General features: G+C 68.3%; 16 protein-coding genes. 8 read left to right on the top strand and 8 right to left on the bottom strand.

Annotation, left to right across the window (positions count from 1 at the left end; translation table 11 throughout):
• The first annotated feature begins 221 nt into the window (after positions 1 to 221).
• Positions 222 to 1,688, top strand: coding sequence for a CCA tRNA nucleotidyltransferase (locus tag QFZ75_RS19495; protein ID WP_307538634.1), 1,467 nt, complete (start codon positions 222 to 224; stop codon positions 1,686 to 1,688).
• 136 nt (positions 1,689 to 1,824) lie between these two features.
• On the opposite strand, the gene QFZ75_RS19490 is transcribed toward QFZ75_RS19495, so the two are convergent.
• The 4 genes from QFZ75_RS19490 to QFZ75_RS19475 form a co-directional block, all read right to left on the bottom strand.
• Positions 1,825 to 2,310, bottom strand: a complete 486-nt coding sequence (locus QFZ75_RS19490) for a hypothetical protein (protein ID WP_307538633.1) — start codon at positions 2,308 to 2,310, stop codon at positions 1,825 to 1,827.
• A 116-nt stretch (positions 2,311 to 2,426) separates the two neighbouring features.
• A complete protein-coding gene (locus QFZ75_RS19485; protein WP_307538632.1) occupies positions 2,427 to 3,692 on the bottom strand; it encodes an MFS transporter in 1,266 nt (421 codons plus the stop codon).
• Positions 3,693 to 3,770: 78 nt separating this feature from the next.
• On the bottom strand, positions 3,771 to 4,853 hold the full coding sequence (locus QFZ75_RS19480) for an inositol-3-phosphate synthase (protein WP_307538631.1): 1,083 nt from the start codon (positions 4,851 to 4,853) through the stop codon (positions 3,771 to 3,773).
• A gap of 44 nt (positions 4,854 to 4,897) precedes the next feature.
• Complete coding sequence (locus tag QFZ75_RS19475; protein WP_307538629.1) at positions 4,898 to 5,578, bottom strand: PadR family transcriptional regulator; 681 nt, start codon at positions 5,576 to 5,578, stop codon at positions 4,898 to 4,900.
• A 374-nt stretch (positions 5,579 to 5,952) separates the two neighbouring features.
• On the opposite strand from QFZ75_RS19475, the gene QFZ75_RS19470 reads away from it, so the two are divergent.
• Positions 5,953 to 8,673 carry a transglycosylase domain-containing protein gene (locus QFZ75_RS19470; RefSeq protein ID WP_307538627.1) on the top strand — a complete coding sequence of 907 codons (2,721 nt, stop codon included), beginning with the start codon at positions 5,953 to 5,955 and terminating at the stop codon, positions 8,671 to 8,673.
• Positions 8,674 to 8,824: 151 nt separating this feature from the next.
• The gene (locus QFZ75_RS19465; RefSeq protein ID WP_307538625.1) at positions 8,825 to 10,342 is read left to right on the top strand and encodes a glycosyltransferase family 87 protein; all 1,518 of its coding nucleotides are present in this window, start codon (positions 8,825 to 8,827) and stop codon (positions 10,340 to 10,342) included.
• 108 nt (positions 10,343 to 10,450) lie between these two features.
• Here the strand turns inward: QFZ75_RS19465 and QFZ75_RS19460 are convergent, their stop codons facing one another.
• The 3 genes from QFZ75_RS19460 to QFZ75_RS19450 all read right to left on the bottom strand — a co-directional run bounded on the left by QFZ75_RS19460 (position 10,451) and on the right by QFZ75_RS19450 (position 13,244).
• A complete protein-coding gene (locus tag QFZ75_RS19460) occupies positions 10,451 to 11,482 on the bottom strand; it encodes an alanine racemase (protein ID WP_307538623.1) in 1,032 nt (343 codons plus the stop codon).
• 118 nt (positions 11,483 to 11,600) lie between these two features.
• Positions 11,601 to 12,722, bottom strand: a complete 1,122-nt coding sequence (gene femX / locus QFZ75_RS19455) for a peptidoglycan bridge formation glycyltransferase FemX (RefSeq protein ID WP_307538621.1) — start codon at positions 12,720 to 12,722, stop codon at positions 11,601 to 11,603.
• A 207-nt stretch (positions 12,723 to 12,929) separates the two neighbouring features.
• Positions 12,930 to 13,244, bottom strand: coding sequence for a hypothetical protein (locus QFZ75_RS19450; RefSeq protein WP_307538619.1), 315 nt, complete (start codon positions 13,242 to 13,244; stop codon positions 12,930 to 12,932).
• 274 nt (positions 13,245 to 13,518) lie between these two features.
• Here QFZ75_RS19450 and rpsF point away from each other — a divergent pair, with 274 nt between their 5' ends.
• The 4 genes from rpsF to rplI all read left to right on the top strand — a co-directional run bounded on the left by rpsF (position 13,519) and on the right by rplI (position 15,276).
• Positions 13,519 to 13,809, top strand: coding sequence for a 30S ribosomal protein S6 (gene rpsF / locus QFZ75_RS19445; protein WP_052578287.1), 291 nt, complete (start codon positions 13,519 to 13,521; stop codon positions 13,807 to 13,809).
• 78 nt (positions 13,810 to 13,887) lie between these two features.
• Positions 13,888 to 14,514, top strand: a complete 627-nt coding sequence (locus tag QFZ75_RS19440) for a single-stranded DNA-binding protein (RefSeq protein ID WP_307538615.1) — start codon at positions 13,888 to 13,890, stop codon at positions 14,512 to 14,514.
• A 60-nt stretch (positions 14,515 to 14,574) separates the two neighbouring features.
• Entirely contained in the window at positions 14,575 to 14,811 is a 237-nt protein-coding gene (rpsR, locus tag QFZ75_RS19435; RefSeq protein ID WP_003949403.1) for a 30S ribosomal protein S18, read from the top strand.
• A gap of 18 nt (positions 14,812 to 14,829) precedes the next feature.
• Positions 14,830 to 15,276 carry a 50S ribosomal protein L9 gene (gene rplI, locus QFZ75_RS19430; RefSeq protein ID WP_307538613.1) on the top strand — a complete coding sequence of 149 codons (447 nt, stop codon included), beginning with the start codon at positions 14,830 to 14,832 and terminating at the stop codon, positions 15,274 to 15,276.
• A 160-nt stretch (positions 15,277 to 15,436) separates the two neighbouring features.
• Here rplI and QFZ75_RS19425 read toward each other — a convergent pair whose 3' ends face one another.
• The gene (locus tag QFZ75_RS19425; RefSeq protein ID WP_307538611.1) at positions 15,437 to 16,774 is read right to left on the bottom strand and encodes an MATE family efflux transporter; all 1,338 of its coding nucleotides are present in this window, start codon (positions 16,772 to 16,774) and stop codon (positions 15,437 to 15,439) included.
• 459 nt (positions 16,775 to 17,233) lie between these two features.
• On the opposite strand from QFZ75_RS19425, the gene dnaB reads away from it, so the two are divergent.
• Positions 17,234 to 18,721: a replicative DNA helicase gene (dnaB, locus tag QFZ75_RS19420; protein WP_307538609.1), complete on the top strand. Its 1,488-nt coding sequence runs from the start codon at positions 17,234 to 17,236 to the stop codon at positions 18,719 to 18,721.
• The last annotated feature ends 257 nt before the right edge of the window (positions 18,722 to 18,978 follow it).

The raw sequence follows: 18,978 nt of genomic DNA, 5'->3' as shown, positions 1-18,978 counted from the left end.
CTCGTCGTCGTCAGTGGTCGTCGGATGGTGCGTCCACGCATGGTAACGATGCGCGCGGAGGGTAAGTGCCGCGGTCCGCTCCACAAGATCGGGAGAAGAGACCGCGCTGTCCCCCTATGGGAGCGTATCTGTGGCCGTGTCCACGCCCGGAGCCGGCGGGACGCCTATGCACGTTTAATGAAGGCGCCTGCGGGCGTCGGGGCCACGTACCCTTTTCTGTTGTGTCGAACGCCAACGAAGACAGTCCCAGTGCCCTGAACCAGGTGCAGAGCCGCGCGGTGAGCGAGCTGCTACGGGTGTCCCCCGTCGCCGACGAACTCGCGCTCCGTTTTCAGGAGGCCGGGTTCTCCCTCGCCCTCGTCGGCGGCTCGGTCCGGGACGCCCTCCTCGGCCGGCTCGGCAACGACCTGGACTTCACGACCGACGCCCGCCCCGACGACGTAGTGAAGATCATGCGGCCCTGGGCGGATGCCCTGTGGGAGGTCGGGATCGCCTTCGGCACGGTGGGCGCGCAGAAGGACGCCCGCGTCGGAGAGGTGGACCAGAGCTTCCAGATCGAGGTGACGACGTACCGCTCGGAGGCGTACGACCGGACCTCGCGCAAGCCCGAGGTGTCCTACGGCGACTCCATTGAGGACGACCTGGTGCGCCGTGACTTCACGGTGAACGCGATGGCCGTGGCGTTGCCCGAGAAGGAGTTCATCGATCCGCACGGCGGGCTCGCGGATCTCGCCGCCCGGGTGCTGCGGACGCCGGGCACCCCCGAGTCGTCCTTCTCCGACGACCCGCTGCGAATGATGCGTGCCGCGCGCTTCGGGGCGCAGCTCGACTTCGAGGTGGCACCGGACGTCGTCGCGGCGATGAAGGCCATGGCCGACCGTATCGAGATCGTGTCGGCCGAGCGCGTGCGCGACGAGCTGAACAAGCTGATCGTCTCGGCGCACCCGCGCAAGGGGCTGACGCTGCTGGTCGACACGGGACTCGCCGACCGGGTGCTGCCCGAGCTGCCCGCGCTGCGCCTGGAGCGGGACGAGCACCACCGGCACAAGGACGTCTACGACCACACGCTGATCGTCCTGGAGCAGGCGATGGCGCTGGAGGAGAACGGCCCGGACCTCACGCTGCGGCTGGCCGCCCTGCTGCACGACATCGGCAAGCCGCGGACGCGTCGTTTCGAGGAGGACGGGCGGGTCTCCTTCCACCACCACGAGGTGGTGGGGGCCAAGATGACCAAGAAGCGGATGACGGCGCTCAAGTACTCCAACGAGCTGGTGAAGGACGTCTCGCGCCTGGTCGAACTGCACCTGCGCTTCCACGGCTACGGCACCGGGGAGTGGACGGACTCGGCGGTCCGCCGCTACGTCCGTGACGCGGGTCCGCTCCTCGACCGCCTCCACAAGCTGACCCGTTCCGACTGCACGACACGGAACAAGCGCAAGGCCACGGCGCTCTCCCGCGCGTACGACGGTCTGGAGGAACGCGTGGCGCAGCTCCAGGAGCAGGAGGAGCTGGACTCGATCAGGCCCGACCTCGACGGCAACCAGATCATGGAGATCCTGGGTATCCGGCCGGGTCCGGCCATCGGGCAGGCCTACAAGTTCCTGCTGGAACTGCGCCTCGAGAACGGGCCGATGGAGCACGACGCGGCGGTGTCGGCGCTCAAGGAGTGGTGGGCGCAGCAGAGCTGAGAGTGCGCGGCGAGGTCATGTTTCACGTGAAACATGACCTCGCCGCGGAAGAACCGGATACGCCGAGGGCCGTTGTTTCACGTGAAACAACGGCCCTCGCGCGTCAGCATGTTCCCGCTCGTGCGTCAGCACGTTCCTACTTGGAGGAGTACTCCGACAGGCAGAGGGTGAAGTCACTGCTGCCGCCGGTCTCGGTGTACTCGGCGTACTTGGTGCGGTCGCAGCCCGTGCTGTTGCTCTTCTTCTGCTCGACCTTGTACGCGGCCTTGGAGCTGCCGCAGTCCACGACCTCGAGGTCCGGGTCGGTCGTGCTGTCCGGGTTGCCGATGCTCATGCAGTCGCCGACCTTGGCCGTCTGGGCGTCATCGCGGTTCGACAGCCAGCCGCCGATGCCGACTATGAGGACGACGACGGGGATGGCGAACCGCAGGTACTTCTTGAGGTTGCGCTTCGGCGGCTCGGGCGGGACCGGGGCGTACGGAGCGTTCGGCTGCTGCGGGTAGCCCTGCGGCGGCTGCTGCCCGTACGGGTTTCCTTGCGGGGGCTGCTGTCCGTACGGGTTGCCCTGGGGCGGCTGGCCCTGAGCGAACGGATTCTGGCCCTGAGGCGGCGGAGTGGTCACTTTGGGGGTCCCCCTCGAACGTAAGAGCGCGTGGCGCGAAATAAGACGCACGTAAACTATCGGGCCCCACTGACAACTCCGTAGCCCGGAGGGGCTTCGTGGCATTGATGTGACACTTACTGGCGAGCAAAGCGGGCCATAGTGACAGCAACCGCCCCGTAGATAACGGCCATCGTGACCACAAGCACCACGGAACGGCCGTCAGGGGGCAGCATCAGGGCAGCCACCGCCGCGGCGCCGACGAAGGCGACGTTGAACAGGACGTCGTAAACGGCGAAGATCCGGCCACGGAAGCTGTCGTCGACGGACGACTGGACCACGGTGTCCGTGGCGATCTTCGCGCCCTGCGTGGTCAGTCCGAGGACGAAGGCTGCGACCAGTACGGGGGCCACGGCGAACGAGAGGCCCAGCGCCGGTTCCAGGACGGCGGCGGAGGCGGCGCAGACGATGATCCACCCACCGGGCCCGAACCGGTTCACCGCCGCCGGGGTCAGCACGGCCGCGGCGAAGAAGCCGGCCCCGGAGATCCCCACGGCGAGGCCCAGGAGGGCGAGCCCGTCGTCGTCGGGGCCCGACGGCCAGGCGTACCGGCAGAGCATCAGCACCATGACCGTCAGGGCGCCGTAGCAGAAGCGCATCAGCGTCATCGCGGTGAGCGCCCAGGCGGCTTCCCGGCGGGAAGGCCGGGCAAGGTGGCGTACGCCCTGCGCCAGACCGCGTGCGGTGCCCGTCAGCGCGGCCCTCAGCCGCGGCTGCACCTGCTGCCGGTCGGGACCCAGCAGGTCCGGGGCCAGGCGCAGCGAGGCGAGCGCGGAGCACACGTACAGGGCCGCTGCCACCAGGACGACCGCCGCGTCGGAGTCGGAACCCACGAGCCGTACGACGAAGGCGAGACCGCCGCCGAGGGTCGCGGCGAGCGTGCCGGCCGTGGGCGACAGGGAGTTGGCCGTCACCAGGCGCTCGGAGTCGACGACCCGGGGCAGGGCTGCGGACAGGCCGGCCAGCACGAACCTGTTGACGGCGGTCACGCACAGGGCGGAGGCGTAGAAGAGCTGGTCGGGCACGCCGCTCAGCATCAGGACGGCCGTCAGGGAGGCGAGGAGCGCCCGCAGCAGATTTCCGTACAGGAAGACCTGGCGGCGCCTCCAGCGGTCCAGCAGGACCCCCGCGAAGGGGCCCACGAGGGAGTACGGGAGGAGCAGGACCGCCATCGCGGAGGCGATCGCGGCCGCCGACGTCTGTTTCTCCGGCGAGAAGACGACGTACGTGGCGAGGGCGACCTGGTAGACCCCGTCGGCACCCTGCGACAGCAGCCGTACGGCGAGCAGACGTCGGAAGTTCCGGAGGCGCAGGAGTACGCGCAGGTCACCCACGACAGCCATGGGTCACAGCCTCGCACAGGGCGAGGGCTCCCGGAGCAGTGCCCCGGGAGCCCTCGACAGCCGTACGCGGGACGGGTCCTAGCGCTCGACCTCGCCCTTGATGAACTTCTCGACGTTGTCGTAGGCCTCGTCGTCGAAGTACTGGACCGGCGGGGACTTCATGAAGTAGCTCGACGCGGAGAGGATCGGGCCGCCGATACCGCGGTCCTTGGCGATCTTCGCGGCGCGCAGGGCGTCGATGATGACACCCGCGGAGTTCGGGGAGTCCCAGACCTCGAGCTTGTACTCCAGGTTCAGCGGGACGTCACCGAAGGCGCGGCCCTCGAGGCGGACGTACGCCCACTTGCGGTCGTCGAGCCAGGCCACGTAGTCCGAGGGACCGATGTGGACGTTCTTCGCGCCCATGTCGCGGTCGGGGATCTGCGAGGTGACGGCCTGCGTCTTCGAGATCTTCTTCGACTCGAGGCGGTCGCGCTCCAGCATGTTCTTGAAGTCCATGTTGCCGCCGACGTTGAGCTGCATGGTGCGCTCGAGACGGACACCGCGGTCCTCGAACAGCTTCGCCATCACACGGTGCGTGATGGTGGCGCCGACCTGCGACTTGATGTCGTCACCGATGATCGGGACGCCCGCCTCGGTGAACTTGTCCGCCCACTCCTTGGTACCGGCGATGAAGACCGGCAGGGCGTTGACGAAGGCGACCTTGGCGTCGATGGCGCACTGGGCGTAGAACTTCGCCGCGTCCTCGGAACCGACGGGCAGGTAGCAGACGAGGACGTCGACCTGCTGGTCCTTGAGGACCTTGACGACGTCGACCGGGGCCTCGTCCGACTCCTCGATGGTCTCGCGGTAGTACTTGCCGAGCCCGTCATGGGTGTGGCCGCGCTGGACCGTGACGCCCTTGTTCGGGACGTCGCAGATCTTGATGGTGTTGTTCTCGCTGGCGCCGATGGCGTCCGAGAGGTCGAGGCCGACCTTCTTCGCGTCGACGTCGAAGGCGGCGACGAACTCGACGTCACCCACGTGGTACTCGCCGAACTTCACGTGCATCAGACCCGGCACCTTGGACGCCGGATCGGCGTCCTTGTAGTACTCGACGCCCTGAACCAGCGAGGCGGCGCAGTTGCCCACGCCGACGATGGCTACGCGAACCGAACCCATTCCGGTTGCTCCCTGTGTGTACTCGGTGAAGCCCTGAGCGGACCTCACGTGGCAGTGTCGCCGGACGGATCCGGCCCGGGGGTACCCCCGGGCCGGGGCAGGCCGCCCGACTCCCCAGATGTGTTGTCGTGCTGAGCGGAGCCGTCGGGTCCGGGACGTTGGTCCCGGCCCGCCCGCTCGCTCTCGATGAGCTCGTTCAGCCAGCGCACTTCGCGCTCCACGGACTCCATTCCGTGGCGCTGGAGCTCAAGCGTGTAGTCGTCGAGGCGCTCCCGGGTGCGCGCCAGTGAGGCGCGCATCTTCTCCAGTCGCTCCTCGAGCCGGCTGCGGCGGCCTTCGAGGACCCGCATCCGTACGTCCCGTGACGTCTGGCCGAAAAACGCGAAACGAGCGGCGAAGTGCTCGTCCTCGTACGCGTCGGGGCCCGTCTGCGAGAGCAGGTCCTCGAAATGTTCCTTGCCCTCCGCCGTCAACCTGTAGACGATCTTGGCGCGGCGACCTGACAGGGTCGTCGCCAGTGCGTCCTCGGGGGTGTTCCCCGGCTCCTCGATCAACCAGCCGTTGGCGACCAGCGTCTTGAGGCAGGGGTAGAGCGTCCCGTAGCTGAACGCACGGAACACACCCAGTGACGTATTGAGGCGTTTGCGCAGCTCATAGCCGTGCATCGGGGACTCGCGGAGAAGGCCGAGGACGGCGAACTCGAGGATCCCGGAACGCCGGCTCATCGTCGCCTCCTCTCTGCCGCGGTTCTGCCGTGACGGTCTTTATGCCGAGCTGATGTATCGACTCGATACATCAGCACGATAGATCGGTCCTCCGCCTGCGACAAGAGGGAGCAGGGTGAACGGGGTCACATCACTGATTCGTAGGAAGCAAGTTGCCTGATTTGGGCTGAACTTCGGTCCTAGGCGGGGTTTGACGGTGCGTAGTCTGTGCGCCATGCAAACCACCGGGAACCGAGTGACGCCTGGGGACGTCCATGCCCTCGGTGCGGTACGGATGAATGTAAAAACGACCGCATCCGTACTTCGGGGGGACCGGAAACCAGCCGCTGTTTCCAGGCGCGCTCAGGTGCGCCTGCCCGAGGAGTAATCGTTCGATGAGCGAGCACCGTCGCAAACCGTCACAGCCGCAGGGTGGCGGACGTGCCGCTGCCCGACGCGGCCAGACCGGCTCGTCCTCCGGCCGCCGTGCGGCACCGCGGGGCGAAACCGAATCTCCTTCCGATTCCTACGACTCGGGGGGTGAGGAACGCCCGTTCGGCAGCCGCGCCGAAGCCCGGCGGGCGTCACAGAGGAGCACCAACGGCGGCGGTCGACGCAGAACGGCCGACGGCGCGGGATCCGGCGGGCGCGGCGGCGGTGGCCGGGGTGGCCCCGGCGGGCCCACCGGCCCCGGCCGGGGCCGCGGACGCGGTTCCGTACCGCCGAAGAAGCAGATCATCGACTACCCGCGCGCGGGCAGGTACGGGGCGGCCCGCTGGGTGCCGTCCTGGAAGCTCGTGACGGGACTGTTCATCGGCTTCTTCGGCAGCATGATGGCGGTCGCGGGCGTCGCGTACGCGCTGGTGGGCCTGCCGGACGTGGCCAAGACGGCGGAGGCGCAGAACAACGTCTACTACTGGGCCGACAATACGCAGATGGTCGCCACCGGTGGTGAGACGAACCGGCAGATCATCGACTACTCCCAGATTCCCAAGGCGATGCGCTACGCGGTCATCTCGGCCGAGAACAAGTCGTTCGAGAACGACCGGGGCGTCGACCCCATGGGCATCGGCCGGGCCCTGTTCAACATGGCCAAGGGCGGCCAGACCCAGGGCGGCTCCACGATCACCCAGCAGTACGTGAAGAACGCCATGCTGGAGGACCAGTCGCAGACGATCTCCCGCAAGTTCAAGGAGCTCTTCGTCTCCATCAAGGTCGGTGCCAAGGTCGACAAGGACGACATCATGGCCGGCTACCTGAACTCGGCCTACTACGGCCGCGGGGCCTACGGCATCCAGGCCGCCGCGCGGACGTACTTCGACAGCGCCGCCAAAGATCTGAACCCGAGCCAGTGCGCCTTCCTCGCGTCGGTGCTCAAGGGAGCCACGTACTACGACCCGGCGGGCGCGGAGTCCATCGACCCGGCCGCCACTCCCGCCGCCAACCGTGCGCGCGCGGAGAACCGGTGGGGCTGGATCCTCGACGAGATGGTCAAGGACGGGCACCTGGAGCAGTCGGTGCGCGCCAAGTACACGAAGTTCCCCAAGCTCCAGAGCCCCCGGTCGAACGCCCAGCTGAGCGGCCAGGTCGGTTACCTGGTCGACCTCGCCAAGGCGTACATCGTCAACAACAGCGAGAAGACCGGGATCACCGAGAAGCAGCTCCGCGAGGGCGGCTACGAGATCCACACGACCTTCGACAAGAACAAGGTCAAGCAGCTCGAAGCCGCGGTGAAGAAGGTCCGCAAGGAGAACATCAAGGACAAGGCCCGGCCCAAGACGGACACCCACGTCCAGTTCGGCGGGGCCTCCATCGATCCGGACACCGGCGCCATCAAGGCCATCTACGGCGGCGAGGACGCGACCAAGCACTTCACCAACAACGCCGACCAGACCGGTGCCCAGGTCGGTTCGACCTTCAAGCCGTTCGTCCTCGCGGCCGCCATGAAGTGGGGCGTCCTCGATCCCGACCTGGCGCCGGGCCAGGCCCAGGACGAGAGGAAGAAGGTCTCGCCCAAGAGCATCTACAGCGGCAAGAACAAGCTCAAGATCGAGAAATACGACGGGACCGTCTGGCAGGACAAGGACGGCGGCGAGTGGCTGCAGCGCAACGACGGTGACGAGTCGTACAACCCGCCCAGCTTCCGGATCGACCTCCGTGAGGCGATGAGGGTCTCCTCGAACTCCGCGTACGTGCAGCTCGGCATGGACGTGGGCCTCGACAAGGTCCGGGAGTCCGCCATGGACGCCGGCATCCTGGAGGACAGCCTGGCCAGTGCCAGCGTGCCGTCCTTCTCCATCGGCACCTCCGACCCGAGCGCGATCCGCATGGCCGGCGCCTACGGCACCTTCGCGGCGAGCGGCAAGCAGAACGATCCGTACTCGGTCGACGAGATCACCGACAAGGACGGCACGGTCTTCCAGCACAAGAACGTGGCCAAGGCGAAGGAGGCCTTCGTCCCGGCCGTCGCCGACAACGTCACCGACGTCCTCAAGACCGTCGTCGACGAGGGCACCGGTACCGCGGCGAAGCTGACCAACCGGCCGGTGGCGGGCAAGACCGGTACGACCGACGGCAACAAGTCCGCCTGGTTCGTCGGGTACACCCCGCAGCTCTCGACCGCGATCTCCATGTACCGCCTGGACGACGACGAGTCCAACAAGAAGCGCGAGTTCCTGGAGATGTTCGGAACCGGTGGCCAGGAGAAGATCCACGGCGCCTCGTTCCCGGCCGAGATCTGGCACGACTACATGGAGCAGGCGCTCAAGGGCACGAAAGTCGAGCAGTTCCCGACGCCCGAGCCCATCGGCGAGGTCGTCGACGACGTCCCGACCCCGACCCCGACCCCCACGCCCACCGTGACGGAGGAAGAGGAGGAGGAGACGGAGAAGCCGAGTCCCACGCCGACGAAGAGCGAGCCGTCTCCCAGCGCCACCCCGACCGAGACCTGCGGCAACTTCGACTTCGACTGCGAGGAGACCGGCGGTACGGAGAACGGCGGCACGGAGACCGGAGGCACGGACGGCGGGGTGAGTGCCTCACCCACGGAATCCGAGGAGGAGGGCAACAGCAGGGGCAACAGCAACGGCGGCCTCTTCGGAGGCTCCACGGGCTAGCCTGCAGCGCTCTCCCGTACGCGAAGTGGTCGCCGACCCCGGTCGGCGGCCATTCGCGTTTCCACGGCCGGAGGACGGATCCGGCGCCCGGACCTCCCCACCGGCCCCGAACGAGCCCGCTCCCGGCGGTTTCCCAGGCACGTACGGCAGGATGTGCGGCATGCCCAGTGCAGAGACGACGCGCGCGAGCGTGCACGAGCCGGATCCGGTGCCGCCGACCAGGGAGGACCCGGTCGCGGCGACCGGCAGTGAACTGTTCGGAGGTCCCCTCGGGCGGCGTGCGCTGCTCGGGACGTCCTGGTGGACCCCGGTGCGGGTCGTCGCGCTCGTCGCGATCGGCATGTTCGCCCTCGGCATGGTGCAGAAGCTGCCCTGCTACGACGGCGCCTGGTTCTTCGGGGCCAGCTCCCAGTACACGCACGCCTGCTACTCGGACATCCCGCACCTCTACCAGGGGCGGGGCTTCGCCGACGGGCTCGTGCCGTACTTCGACAAGCTCGAAGGCGACATGGAGTACCTCGAGTACCCGGTGCTGACCGGCGTGTTCATGGAGGTCGCCTCCTGGCTCACGCCGGGCGGCGGCAGCATCCAGGACCAGGAGCAGGCCTACTGGATGGTCAACGCCGGGATGCTGATGGCCTGCGCGGCCGTCATCGCTGTCTGTGTGAGCCGCACCCACCGGCGGCGCCCCTGGGACGGCCTGCTGGTCGCCCTGGCACCCGCCTACGCGCTGACCGCCACCATCAACTGGGACCTCCTGGCGGTCGCTCTGACGGCCGCGGCGATGCTGATGTGGTCCCGGAGCCGTCCCCTCGCCTTCGGGGTCCTCCTGGGGCTCGCCACGGCCGCCAAGCTCTATCCCGTGCTGCTGCTGGGGCCCCTGCTCGTGCTGTGCTGGCGGGCGGGCCGGTGGCGCGCGTTCGGCACGGCCCTGCTCGGCGCCGCCGGCTCCTGGCTGGTCGTGAACCTTCCGGTCATGCTGCTGGCACCCGAGGGCTGGTCGAAGTTCTACACGTTCAGTCAGGAACGCGGCGTGGACTTCGGCTCCTTCTGGCTGATCCTCTCGCAGCGCACGGAGGAACCGCTCGTCACCGACACCGTCAACACGTGGGCCACGCTGCTGATGCTGCTCGCCTGCGCGGGCGTCGCGGCGCTCACGCTGACCGCCCCGCGCAGGCCCCGCTTCGCCCAGCTGGCGTTCCTGATCGTCGCGGCCTTCATCCTCACCAACAAGGTCTATTCGCCGCAGTACGTACTGTGGCTCGTTCCGCTCGCCGTGCTGGCCCGCCCGAAGTGGCGCGACTTCCTGATCTGGCAGGCGTGCGAGGTCGCGTACTTCCTCGGGATCTGGATGTACCTCGCCTACACGACCAGTGGCGACGCCCACAAGGGACTGCCCCAGGAGGGGTACCAGCTGGTCATCACGGTCCACCTGCTGGGGACGCTGTACCTGTGCGCCGTGATCGTGCGCGACGTCCTCCTGCCGGAACGGGACGTGGTGCGCCGCTCGGGCGACGACGACCCCTCGGGGGGTGTGCTGGACGGCGCGCAGGACGTCTTCGTCCTGGGCCCCGCCGCCCGCCCGCCGCGCCAGGAGGCGGACTCCGAGGGCCCGTACGTGGAGTGGGGCAGCGACGGCGAAGCGGGGAGGAAATCGAGTTCGCTCTGAGCGAACAGCTCGCGGGTAGGGTACGCGAAAGGCCGTACACGAGGTGCGTGTACGGCCTTTCGCGTACCCCGCCCGGCGCCGGGCGGCCAGTGCGCCGGAGCGCCGGGGTCAGCGCTCGACGACGCGGTCGAACTGCGTGGTGGTGTGCCGAAGATGGGCCACCAGTTCCTCGCCCACCTGCGGCTCCGGGGCGTCCGAGGGCACGAAGAGGATCGAGACCTGCATGTGCGGGGGCTCCGCGAACCAGCGCTGTTTGCCGCCCCAGACGAACGGCGAGAGGTTCCGGTTGACCGTGGCGAGGCCGGCCCGGGCCACCCCCTTGGCGCGCGGCATGACGCCGTGCAGGGCCTTGGGGGCCTCCAGACCCACCCCGTGCGACGTGCCGCCCGCCACGACGACCAGCCAGCCGTCCGAGGCGGCCTTCTGCTGGCGGTAGCCGAAACGGTCCCCCTTGGCGACGGGCGTGACGTCCAGGACGGCTCCGCGGTACTGGGTCGCGTCGTGGTCCCCCAGCCAGAGCCGCGTGCCGATACGGGCCCGGAACCGGGTCTGCGGGAACTGCTGCTGCAGCCGGTGGAGCTCGTCCGCCTTGAGGTGGCTGACGAACATGGTGTGCAGCGGCAGCCGGGCCGCGCGCAGCCGGTCCATCCAGCCGATGACCTCCTCGACGGCGTCCGAGCCGTCGGTACGGTCCAGGGGCAGGTGGATCGCGAAGCCCTCGAGCCGCACGTTCTCTATGGCGGCGTGCAGTTGGGGCAGGTCCCGCTCGCTCACGCCGTGCCGCTTCATGGAGGACATGACCTCGATGACGACACGGGCGCCCACGAGGCCGTAGACCCCGTCCACGGAGGAGACGGACCGGATGACGCGGTCGGGCAGCGGCACGGGTTCCTCACCCCGCCTGAAGGGCGTCAGGACCAGCAGGTCGCCGCCGAACCAGTCCTTGATCCGCGCCGCCTCGTAGGTCGTGCCGACGGCCAGCATGTCCGAGCCCAGGCGGGTGGCCTCGTCGGCGAGCCGCTCGTGGCCGAAGCCGTAGCCGTTCCCCTTGCAGACGGGTACGAGCCCCGGGAACTGCTCGACCACGTGCTTGTGGTGCGCCCGCCAGCGTGCGGTGTCGACGTAGAGCGTGAGCGCCATGGCCGGACCTGGAACCTTTCTCGTGGCAGCGGTGTCAGAGGTGTCGAAGACGACCGTGATGCCGAAACCGACTGTGATGCCGAAGTCGACCGAGGTGTCGAAGACGGATTCTGGTACGTCAGCGGCGCGACATGTACATGTCGAGCGCCTTGTGGAGCAGTTTGTTGAGCGGGAAGTCCCACTCCCCGAGGTATTCGGCGGCCTGCCCACCGGTACCCACCTTGAACTGGATCAGACCGAAGAGGTGGTCCGTCTCGTCCAGGGAGTCGGAGATGCCGCGCAGGTCGTAGACGGTCGCACCGAGCGCGTAGGCGTCACGCAGCATGCGCCACTGCATCGCGTTCGAGGGCCGCACCTCCCGGCCGATGTTGTCGGAGGCGCCGTAGGAGTACCAGACGTGCCCGCCGACGACCAGCATTGTCGCGGCGGACAGGTTCACACCCTCGTGCCGCGCGAAGTAGAGCCGCATGCGGTTGGGGTCCTCGGTGTTGAGAGCCGTCCACATGCGCTGGAAGTACGAGAGCGGGCGTGGCCGGAAGTGATCGCGCAGAGCCGTGATCTCGTAGAGGCGCTGCCACTCCTCGAGATCCTGATAGCCGCCCTGGACGACCTCGACGCCGGCCTTCTCGGCCTTCTTGATGTTGCGCCGCCAGAGCTGGTTGAAGCCCTTGTGGACATCCTCGAGGGACCGGTTGGCCAGCGGCACCTGGTAGACGTAGCGGGGCTGTACGTCGCCGAAGCCCGCCCCGCCGTCCTCGCCCTGCTGCCAGCCCATGCGCCGCAGCTTGTCGGCCACCTCGAAGGCGCGCGGCTCGATGAAGTCGGCCTCGATGTCGCGCAGGCGCTTCACGTCCGGGTCCTGGATGCCCCGCTTGATCGACGTGGCCTCCCAGCGCCGGATGATCACCGGCGGGCCCATCTTCACGGAGAAGGCGCCCTGCTGCTTGAGGTGCGCGAGCATCGGATCCAGCCACTCGGCCAGATTCGGCGCGAACCAGTTGATGACCGGGCCCTCGGGCAGGTAGGCGAGGTAGCGCTTGATCTTGGGCAGCTGGCGGTACAGCACGAGGCCTGCACCGACGATCTCGCCGGACCTGTCGTCGAACCATCCGAGGCTCTCGGAGCGCCACTCCGCCTTGACGTCCGCCCAGGCGGGGACCTGCATGTGGCTGGCCGCGGGCAGGCTCTGGATGTACGCCAGATGCTGCTCGCGGCTGATGGTCCTCAGGGTCAGGCTCATTCCGGGCGCTCCTCGGGCTGGTGTGTCCCCATGGGTACAGGGGCTCCGGCTCTCGCGCCGAAGCCTACTGCGCCCTGGGAGCGCCCCTGCTGACCGTATGCGTCCCGGGCCCCTGCCGGTACGTGCGAGGGACGTCCCGAGGAGGTGCCGGCGGCCGGTCCGGGAGCTCGGCGGGCCGTCGGAGGGCCGCCGGGCTCCCGGCCGCCGTCAGCCGATGACGCCGCCGAAGAGGCCGCCGTGCGCCATGCCCAGGAGAAGGCCGACACCGGAGGCGCCCAGGCCCACGATCAGCCCGAACCGTTCCCTGGTCGTCTCGGAGACGAACTGGCCGGTCGCGCCGGTGATGATCCCGATCAGCCCCGCCCACGAACTGAGCAGGTGGAGGCTGTGGAACATCGCGGAGACGAAGGCCGTCACCCCGAGGACCAGTGTCACGGCGAGCAGCGTGTCCTGGAGGGGATGGGACCTGTGGTCGGTGGCGAAGAGGGATCCCACGGTGTTGCGTCGCAATGCCTGTGCCATCTGGCACCTCCTGCGGAAGGCGGCGCATGGTAGCGCCGTACACACCCGATGTGTACAGACTGACGGCCATCGGCCCCTGATTTCAACCGGAAGCCGGTGAGCGGGTAGTCTGTAGCGTCTGCACCGGTGTCTGTCCAGGCCACGGCACGGCTCCCGCTCAGTTCGCTGATCGGCGGTCCGATTGTCAGTGGCGGCCGATACCGTTGCGAACGCATCACAACCCTCCTGCCACGGAACGACCGTGGCCGCCGAGTCCAAAGGAGGTGGGTTACACATGCGTCACTACGAAGTGATGGTCATCCTCGACCCCGATCTCGAAGAGCGTGCTGTCTCGCCGCTGATCGAGAACTTCCTCTCCGTCGTCCGTGAGGCGAACGGAAAGGTCGAGAAGGTCGACACCTGGGGCCGTCGTCGTCTCTCGTACGAGATCAAGAAGAAGCCCGAGGGCATCTACTCGGTCATCGACCTGCAGGCCGAGCCTGCGGTCGTGAAGGAGCTCGACCGCCAGATGAACCTGAACGAGTCGGTCCTCCGGACCAAGGTCCTCCGTCCCGAGACCCACTGAGCCTTCCGGCTCAGCTGATCCCGGGCATCGAGTAGCAGCACCAAGCAGCCAGCAGCAAACCCGCCGAGAGGTTCCCCCATGGCAGGCGAGACCGTCATCACGGTCGTCGGCAATCTTGTCGACGACCCCGAGCTGCGCTTCACCCCGTCCGGTGCGGCGGTCGCGAAGTTCCGTGTCGCGTCCACTCCCCGCACCTTCGACCGTCAGACCAACGAGTGGAAGGACGGCGAAAGCCTGTTCCTGACCTGCTCGGTCTGGCGTCAGGCGGCGGAGAACGTCGCGGAGTCGCTCCAGCGAGGCATGCGCGTCGTCGTGCAGGGCCGGCTGAAGCAGCGGTCCTACGAAGACCGTGAGGGCGTCAAGCGCACGGTCTACGAGCTGGACGTCGAGGAAGTGGGCGCCAGCCTGAAGAACGCCACGGCCAAGGTCACCAAGACCACCGGCCGGGGTGGCCAGGGCGGTTACAGCGGCGGTGGCGGTGGCGGCGGCCAGCAGGGCGGCGGCTGGGGCGGAGGCTCCGGCGGCGCTCAGCAGGGCGGCGGCGGTGCTCCCGCCGACGACCCCTGGGCGACCAGCGCTCCTGCCAGCGGCGGCAACCAGAGCGGTGGCGGCGGCGGTGGCTGGGGTGGAAACTCCGGCAGCTCCGGCGGTGCCAGCGGTGCCGGCGGCTCCGGCGGCGGCTACTCGGACGAGCCCCCCTTCTAGGCCCAGGGCCGACAAGGGTGGGTCGTACCCACACTTCTTGATCAAACAGGAGAGACACACATGGCGAAGCCGCCTGTGCGCAAGCCGAAGAAGAAGGTCTGCGCTTTCTGCAAGGACAAGGTCACGTACGTGGACTACAAGGACACGAACATGCTGCGGAAGTTCATTTCCGACCGCGGCAAGATCCGTGCCCGCCGCGTGACCGGCAACTGCACGCAGCACCAGCGTGACGTCGCCACGGCCGTGAAGAACAGCCGTGAGATGGCGCTGCTGCCCTACACCTCCACCGCGCGATAAGGGAAGGGTGACCGACTCATGAAGATCATCCTCACCCACGAGGTCTCCGGCCTCGGTGCCGCGGGCGACGTCGTCGACGTCAAGGACGGTTACGCTCGCAACTACCTGATCCCGCGGAATTTCGCTATCCGCTGGACCAAGGGCGGCGAGAAGGACGTCGAGCAGATCCGCCGTGCTCGCAAGATCCACGAGATCGCGACGATCGAGCAGGCCAACGAGATCAAGGCGCGCCTCGAGGGCGTCAAGGTCCGCCTGGCCGTCCGCTCCGGCGACGCCGGTCGGCTCTTCGGTTCCGTCACCCCGGCCGACGTCGCTTCGGCGATCAAGGCTTCCGGTGGCCCCGAGGTCGACAAGCGCCGCATCGAGCTGGGCACGCCGATCAAGACGCTGGGCGCCCACGAGACGTCCGTGCGTCTGCACCCCGAGGTGGCCGCCAAGGTCAACATCGAGGTTGTCGCAGCCTGACCGCTGCGCTCGGCAGAGCTGGGAGAAGGGCCGCACCCCGCGTGGGTGCGGCCCTTCTTCATGTGGCTATGCACGTGGCTATGCGGCTATGTGGCTGGACCAAGGGCTGTGAGCGTCCGTTTCACGTGAAACGGGCGATCCGTTTCACGTGAAACGTCAGTCAGCGCGTGGCGCCCGTGACGATCCAGCGGCCCGAGCGGGTACGCAGCCACAGGGTCAGCATGCGCACGGTCATCATGAGGGTCATCGCGGCCCAGACCGCCGTGAGTCCGCCACCGAACGCCGGGACGAGCAGCGCCACCGGAGCGAAGACCGCCAGGGTGAGCAGCATGGCCCGTGCGAGGTACGGGCCGTCTCCCGCCCCCATCAGTACGCCGTCCAGGACGTAGACGATGCCGCAGACCGGCTGAGCGAGCGCCACCATGAGCAGCGCGGGCAGCGCTATGTCATGGACGGCCGGGTCGCTGGTGAACAGCGGGAGGAAGAGAGGGCGGGCGGCGATCACCAGCCCGCCCAGCACGACGCCGACAGCGATGCCCCACTCCACCATGCGGCGGCAGGCCTCCCGGGCCCCCAGGGTGTCGCCCGCGCCGAGGTAGCGCCCGATGATGGCTTGTCCGGCGATGGCGATGGCGTCGAGCGCGAAGGCGAGCAGGCTCCACAGGGACAGGATGATCTGGTGGGCCGCGATGTCGGCGTCGCCGAGGCGGGCGGCGACGGCGGTCGCGATCATCAGGATCGCGCGCAGCGAGAGGGTCCTGACGAGGAGCGGTGCGCCGGCCCGGGCACATGCGCGTATCCCGACGGCGTCGGGGCGCAGGGAAGCGCCGTGCCGCCGTGCCCCGCGGACCACCACGACGAGGTACGCCGCGGCCATCCCGAACTGGGCGATGACGGTGCCCCAGGCGGAACCGGCGATGCCGAGACCGGCGCCGTAGACGAGACCGACGTTCAGGGCGGCGTTGGCGACGAAGCCCGCGATGGCGACGTAGAGAGGCGTCCTGGTGTTCTGCAGACCGCGCAGAACTCCGGTGGCGGCGAGGACGATGAGCATCGCGGGGATACCGAGCGCCGAGACGCGCAGATACGTGACGGCGTAGGGGGCGGCGGTGTCCGAGCTGCCGAAGAGCTCCACCAGGAAAGGCGCGGTGGGCAGAACGACGACGATGACGGCGACGCCGAGCAGCAGGGCGAGCCAGATCCCGTCCATGCCCTGGCGGACGGCGGCCTGCAGGTCTCCCGCGCCGACCCGTCGGGCGACAGCGGCCGTGGTGGCGTACGCGAGGAAGACGAAGATGCTGACGGCTGTGGCGAGGAGGGCGGAAGCGACTCCGAGTCCGGCGAGTTGCGCGGTGCCGAGATGGCCGACGATGGCGGTGTCGGCCATGAGGAAGAGGGGCTCGGCGATGAGCGCGCCGAACGCCGGAACGGCCAGTGCGACGATCTCCCGATCGTGTCTGCGGCGGGAGGCCCTGGGAGCCACGGGAGCCTGTGTCATGCACATCAATCTAATCTTCCACAGGTAAGAGATGCAAATGCAGAGTGACCCTTACTGGCAAACACGTGCGACGCCCTGTTGCCCGTCCTTCGCGACGATCTTGGCCCGACCGGGAAAGTTTTTCTTCTGCACAGCCGGTGGATGGGATAACCGCAGCTCAGGGCGGTTGTGGAAAAGAAGCTGAGTGCTTGTTCACAGGCCTGTCCACCGAGTCGTGCACAGGTTTCACCGAGTTCTCCACAGCATCGGGGCCGTCGTCCACATGGCCTGTGGATAACCAGATTGGCTGACGGTGCCCGCGGGCCTACCGTGGTGCGGCACCCTCTCCTCCCCCAGCCTCGGAAACCTCGCAAAACCGACGCGTCAGAACCGGAGTCGGGGCGTCTCATTTGTCAGTGTCGTGCCGTAGGAATGAGGGGCACGGCGAGGTCCGCTCGGCGGACGGGAGGAGGTGGCCCGGTGAGTATTTCCGAGCCCTTGGACGACCCGTGGGCCGACAGCGGTCCCAGTGATCGTCTGCCCGCCTCCCGCCGGCGCGACAACGGCGGCGGTGGCGGTCGCGGCCGGGAGGACCGGCACGACCGCGGTCCGGACAACAGCGCCTGGGACGGCGGGGGCTCGTCCTTCGAGCGGGTCCCGCCGCAGGACCTGGACGCCGAGCAGTCCGTCCTGGGCGGCATGCTGCTCTCGAAGGACGCCATCGCCGATGTCGTCGAGGTGCTCAAGGGCCACGACTTCTACCGGCCGGCGCACGAGACCGTCTACGGCGCGATCCTCGACCTCTACGCCAAGGGCGAGCCGGCCGACCCGATCACGGTCGCCGCCGAGCTCACCAGACGCGGCGAGATCACCAAGGTCGGCGGCGCGTCGTATCTGCACACCCTGGTCCAGACGGTCCCGACGGCGGCCAACGCCGAGTACTACGCGGAGATCGTCCATGAGCGCGCCGTCCTGCGCCGCCTGGTCGAGGCCGGTACCCGCATCACGCAGATGGGTTACGCGGCCGACGGCGACGTGGACGAGATCGTCAACAGCGCCCAGGCCGAGATCTACGCCGTCACCGAACAGCGCACGACCGAGGACTACCTGCCGCTCGGCGACATCATGGAGGGCGCGCTCGACGAGATCGAGGCGATCGGCTCGCGGTCGGGGGAGATGACCGGAGTACCGACCGGCTTCACCGACCTCGACCAGCTGACGAACGGGCTGCACCCCGGCCAGATGATCATCATCGCCGCACGTCCCGCCATGGGTAAGTCGACGCTTGCGCTGGACTTCGCCCGGGCCTGCTCGATCAAGCACAACATGCCCAGCGTGATCTTCTCGCTCGAGATGGGGCGCAACGAGATCGCCATGCGCCTGCTGTCGGCCGAGGCACGCGTCGCCCTGCACCACATGCGTTCCGGCACGATGACCGACGAGGACTGGACCCGGCTCGCGCGCCGGATGCCCGACGTCTCGGCGGCTCCCCTCTACATCGACGACTCTCCGAACCTGTCGATGATGGAGATCCGTGCCAAGTGCCGCCGCCTCAAGCAGCGCGCCGACCTGAAGCTGGTCATCATCGACTACCTGCAGCTGATGCAGTCGGGCGGCAAGGGGCGCTCCGAGAGCAGGCAGCAGGAAGTCTCGGACATGTCGCGAAACCTGAAGCTGCTGGCCAAGGAGCTGGAGCTGCCCGTCATCGCGCTGTCCCAGCTGAACCGTGGCCCCGAGCAGCGCACGGACAAGAAGCCGATGGTCTCCGACCTGCGTGAATCGGGATCCATCGAGCAGGACGCGGACATGGTGATCCTGCTGCACCGCGAGGACGCCTACGAAAAGGAGTCGCCGCGCGCGGGCGAGGCGGACATCATCGTGGGCAAGCACCGAAACGGCCCGACGGCCACCATCACGGTCGCCTTCCAGGGCCACTACTCACGCTTCGTGGACATGGCGCAGACCTGATCCCCGCCCGGTGCAGGTGCGGGGTCCCGGAGTTCGTGCCGGAATCTCACGGCCGGTGCGGGGCGGAAGCCGGATCCGGCGGGGTGCCCGGACATGCAGGCCGCGCCTGTACCTCGTTCGCGTCGAACGCCGACTCCCGGAAGGTCGAGTGGCGTGCGGGGAACAGCCGGTCCGGCCGGCGCGGTTGCACCGACCGGGGGACCGGCGCCGTACGGCGGGGGGCATGGGGACCACAAGGTCGTTCGCCCCACCGGGGT

The sequence above is a fragment of the Streptomyces sp. V3I8 genome (assembly GCF_030817535.1).
Taxonomy (GTDB): Bacteria; Actinomycetota; Actinomycetes; order Streptomycetales; family Streptomycetaceae; genus Streptomyces.
Note: the sequence above shows the minus strand (reverse complement) of the source record. Positions and strands in the feature narration are given on the sequence as shown.

What these genes read in the sequence shown, in the direction of transcription:
- QFZ75_RS19425 (WP_307538611.1), bottom strand. Translation starts at nt 16,774, where the DNA reads ATGACACAGGCTCCCGTGGCTCCCAGGGCCTCCCGCCGCAGACACGAT.
- rplI (WP_307538613.1), top strand. Translation starts at nt 14,830, where the DNA reads ATGAAGATCATCCTCACCCACGAGGTCTCCGGCCTCGGTGCCGCGGGC.
- QFZ75_RS19465 (WP_307538625.1), top strand. Translation starts at nt 8,825, where the DNA reads ATGTGCGGCATGCCCAGTGCAGAGACGACGCGCGCGAGCGTGCACGAG.
- QFZ75_RS19480 (WP_307538631.1), bottom strand. Translation starts at nt 4,853, where the DNA reads ATGGGTTCGGTTCGCGTAGCCATCGTCGGCGTGGGCAACTGCGCCGCC.
- QFZ75_RS19470 (WP_307538627.1), top strand. Translation starts at nt 5,953, where the DNA reads ATGAGCGAGCACCGTCGCAAACCGTCACAGCCGCAGGGTGGCGGACGT.
- rpsR (WP_003949403.1), top strand. Translation starts at nt 14,575, where the DNA reads ATGGCGAAGCCGCCTGTGCGCAAGCCGAAGAAGAAGGTCTGCGCTTTC.
- rpsF (WP_052578287.1), top strand. Translation starts at nt 13,519, where the DNA reads ATGCGTCACTACGAAGTGATGGTCATCCTCGACCCCGATCTCGAAGAG.
- QFZ75_RS19440 (WP_307538615.1), top strand. Translation starts at nt 13,888, where the DNA reads ATGGCAGGCGAGACCGTCATCACGGTCGTCGGCAATCTTGTCGACGAC.
- QFZ75_RS19460 (WP_307538623.1), bottom strand. Translation starts at nt 11,482, where the DNA reads ATGGCGCTCACGCTCTACGTCGACACCGCACGCTGGCGGGCGCACCAC.
- QFZ75_RS19475 (WP_307538629.1), bottom strand. Translation starts at nt 5,578, where the DNA reads ATGAGCCGGCGTTCCGGGATCCTCGAGTTCGCCGTCCTCGGCCTTCTC.
- QFZ75_RS19485 (WP_307538632.1), bottom strand. Translation starts at nt 3,692, where the DNA reads ATGGCTGTCGTGGGTGACCTGCGCGTACTCCTGCGCCTCCGGAACTTC.
- femX (WP_307538621.1), bottom strand. Translation starts at nt 12,722, where the DNA reads ATGAGCCTGACCCTGAGGACCATCAGCCGCGAGCAGCATCTGGCGTAC.
- QFZ75_RS19450 (WP_307538619.1), bottom strand. Translation starts at nt 13,244, where the DNA reads ATGGCACAGGCATTGCGACGCAACACCGTGGGATCCCTCTTCGCCACC.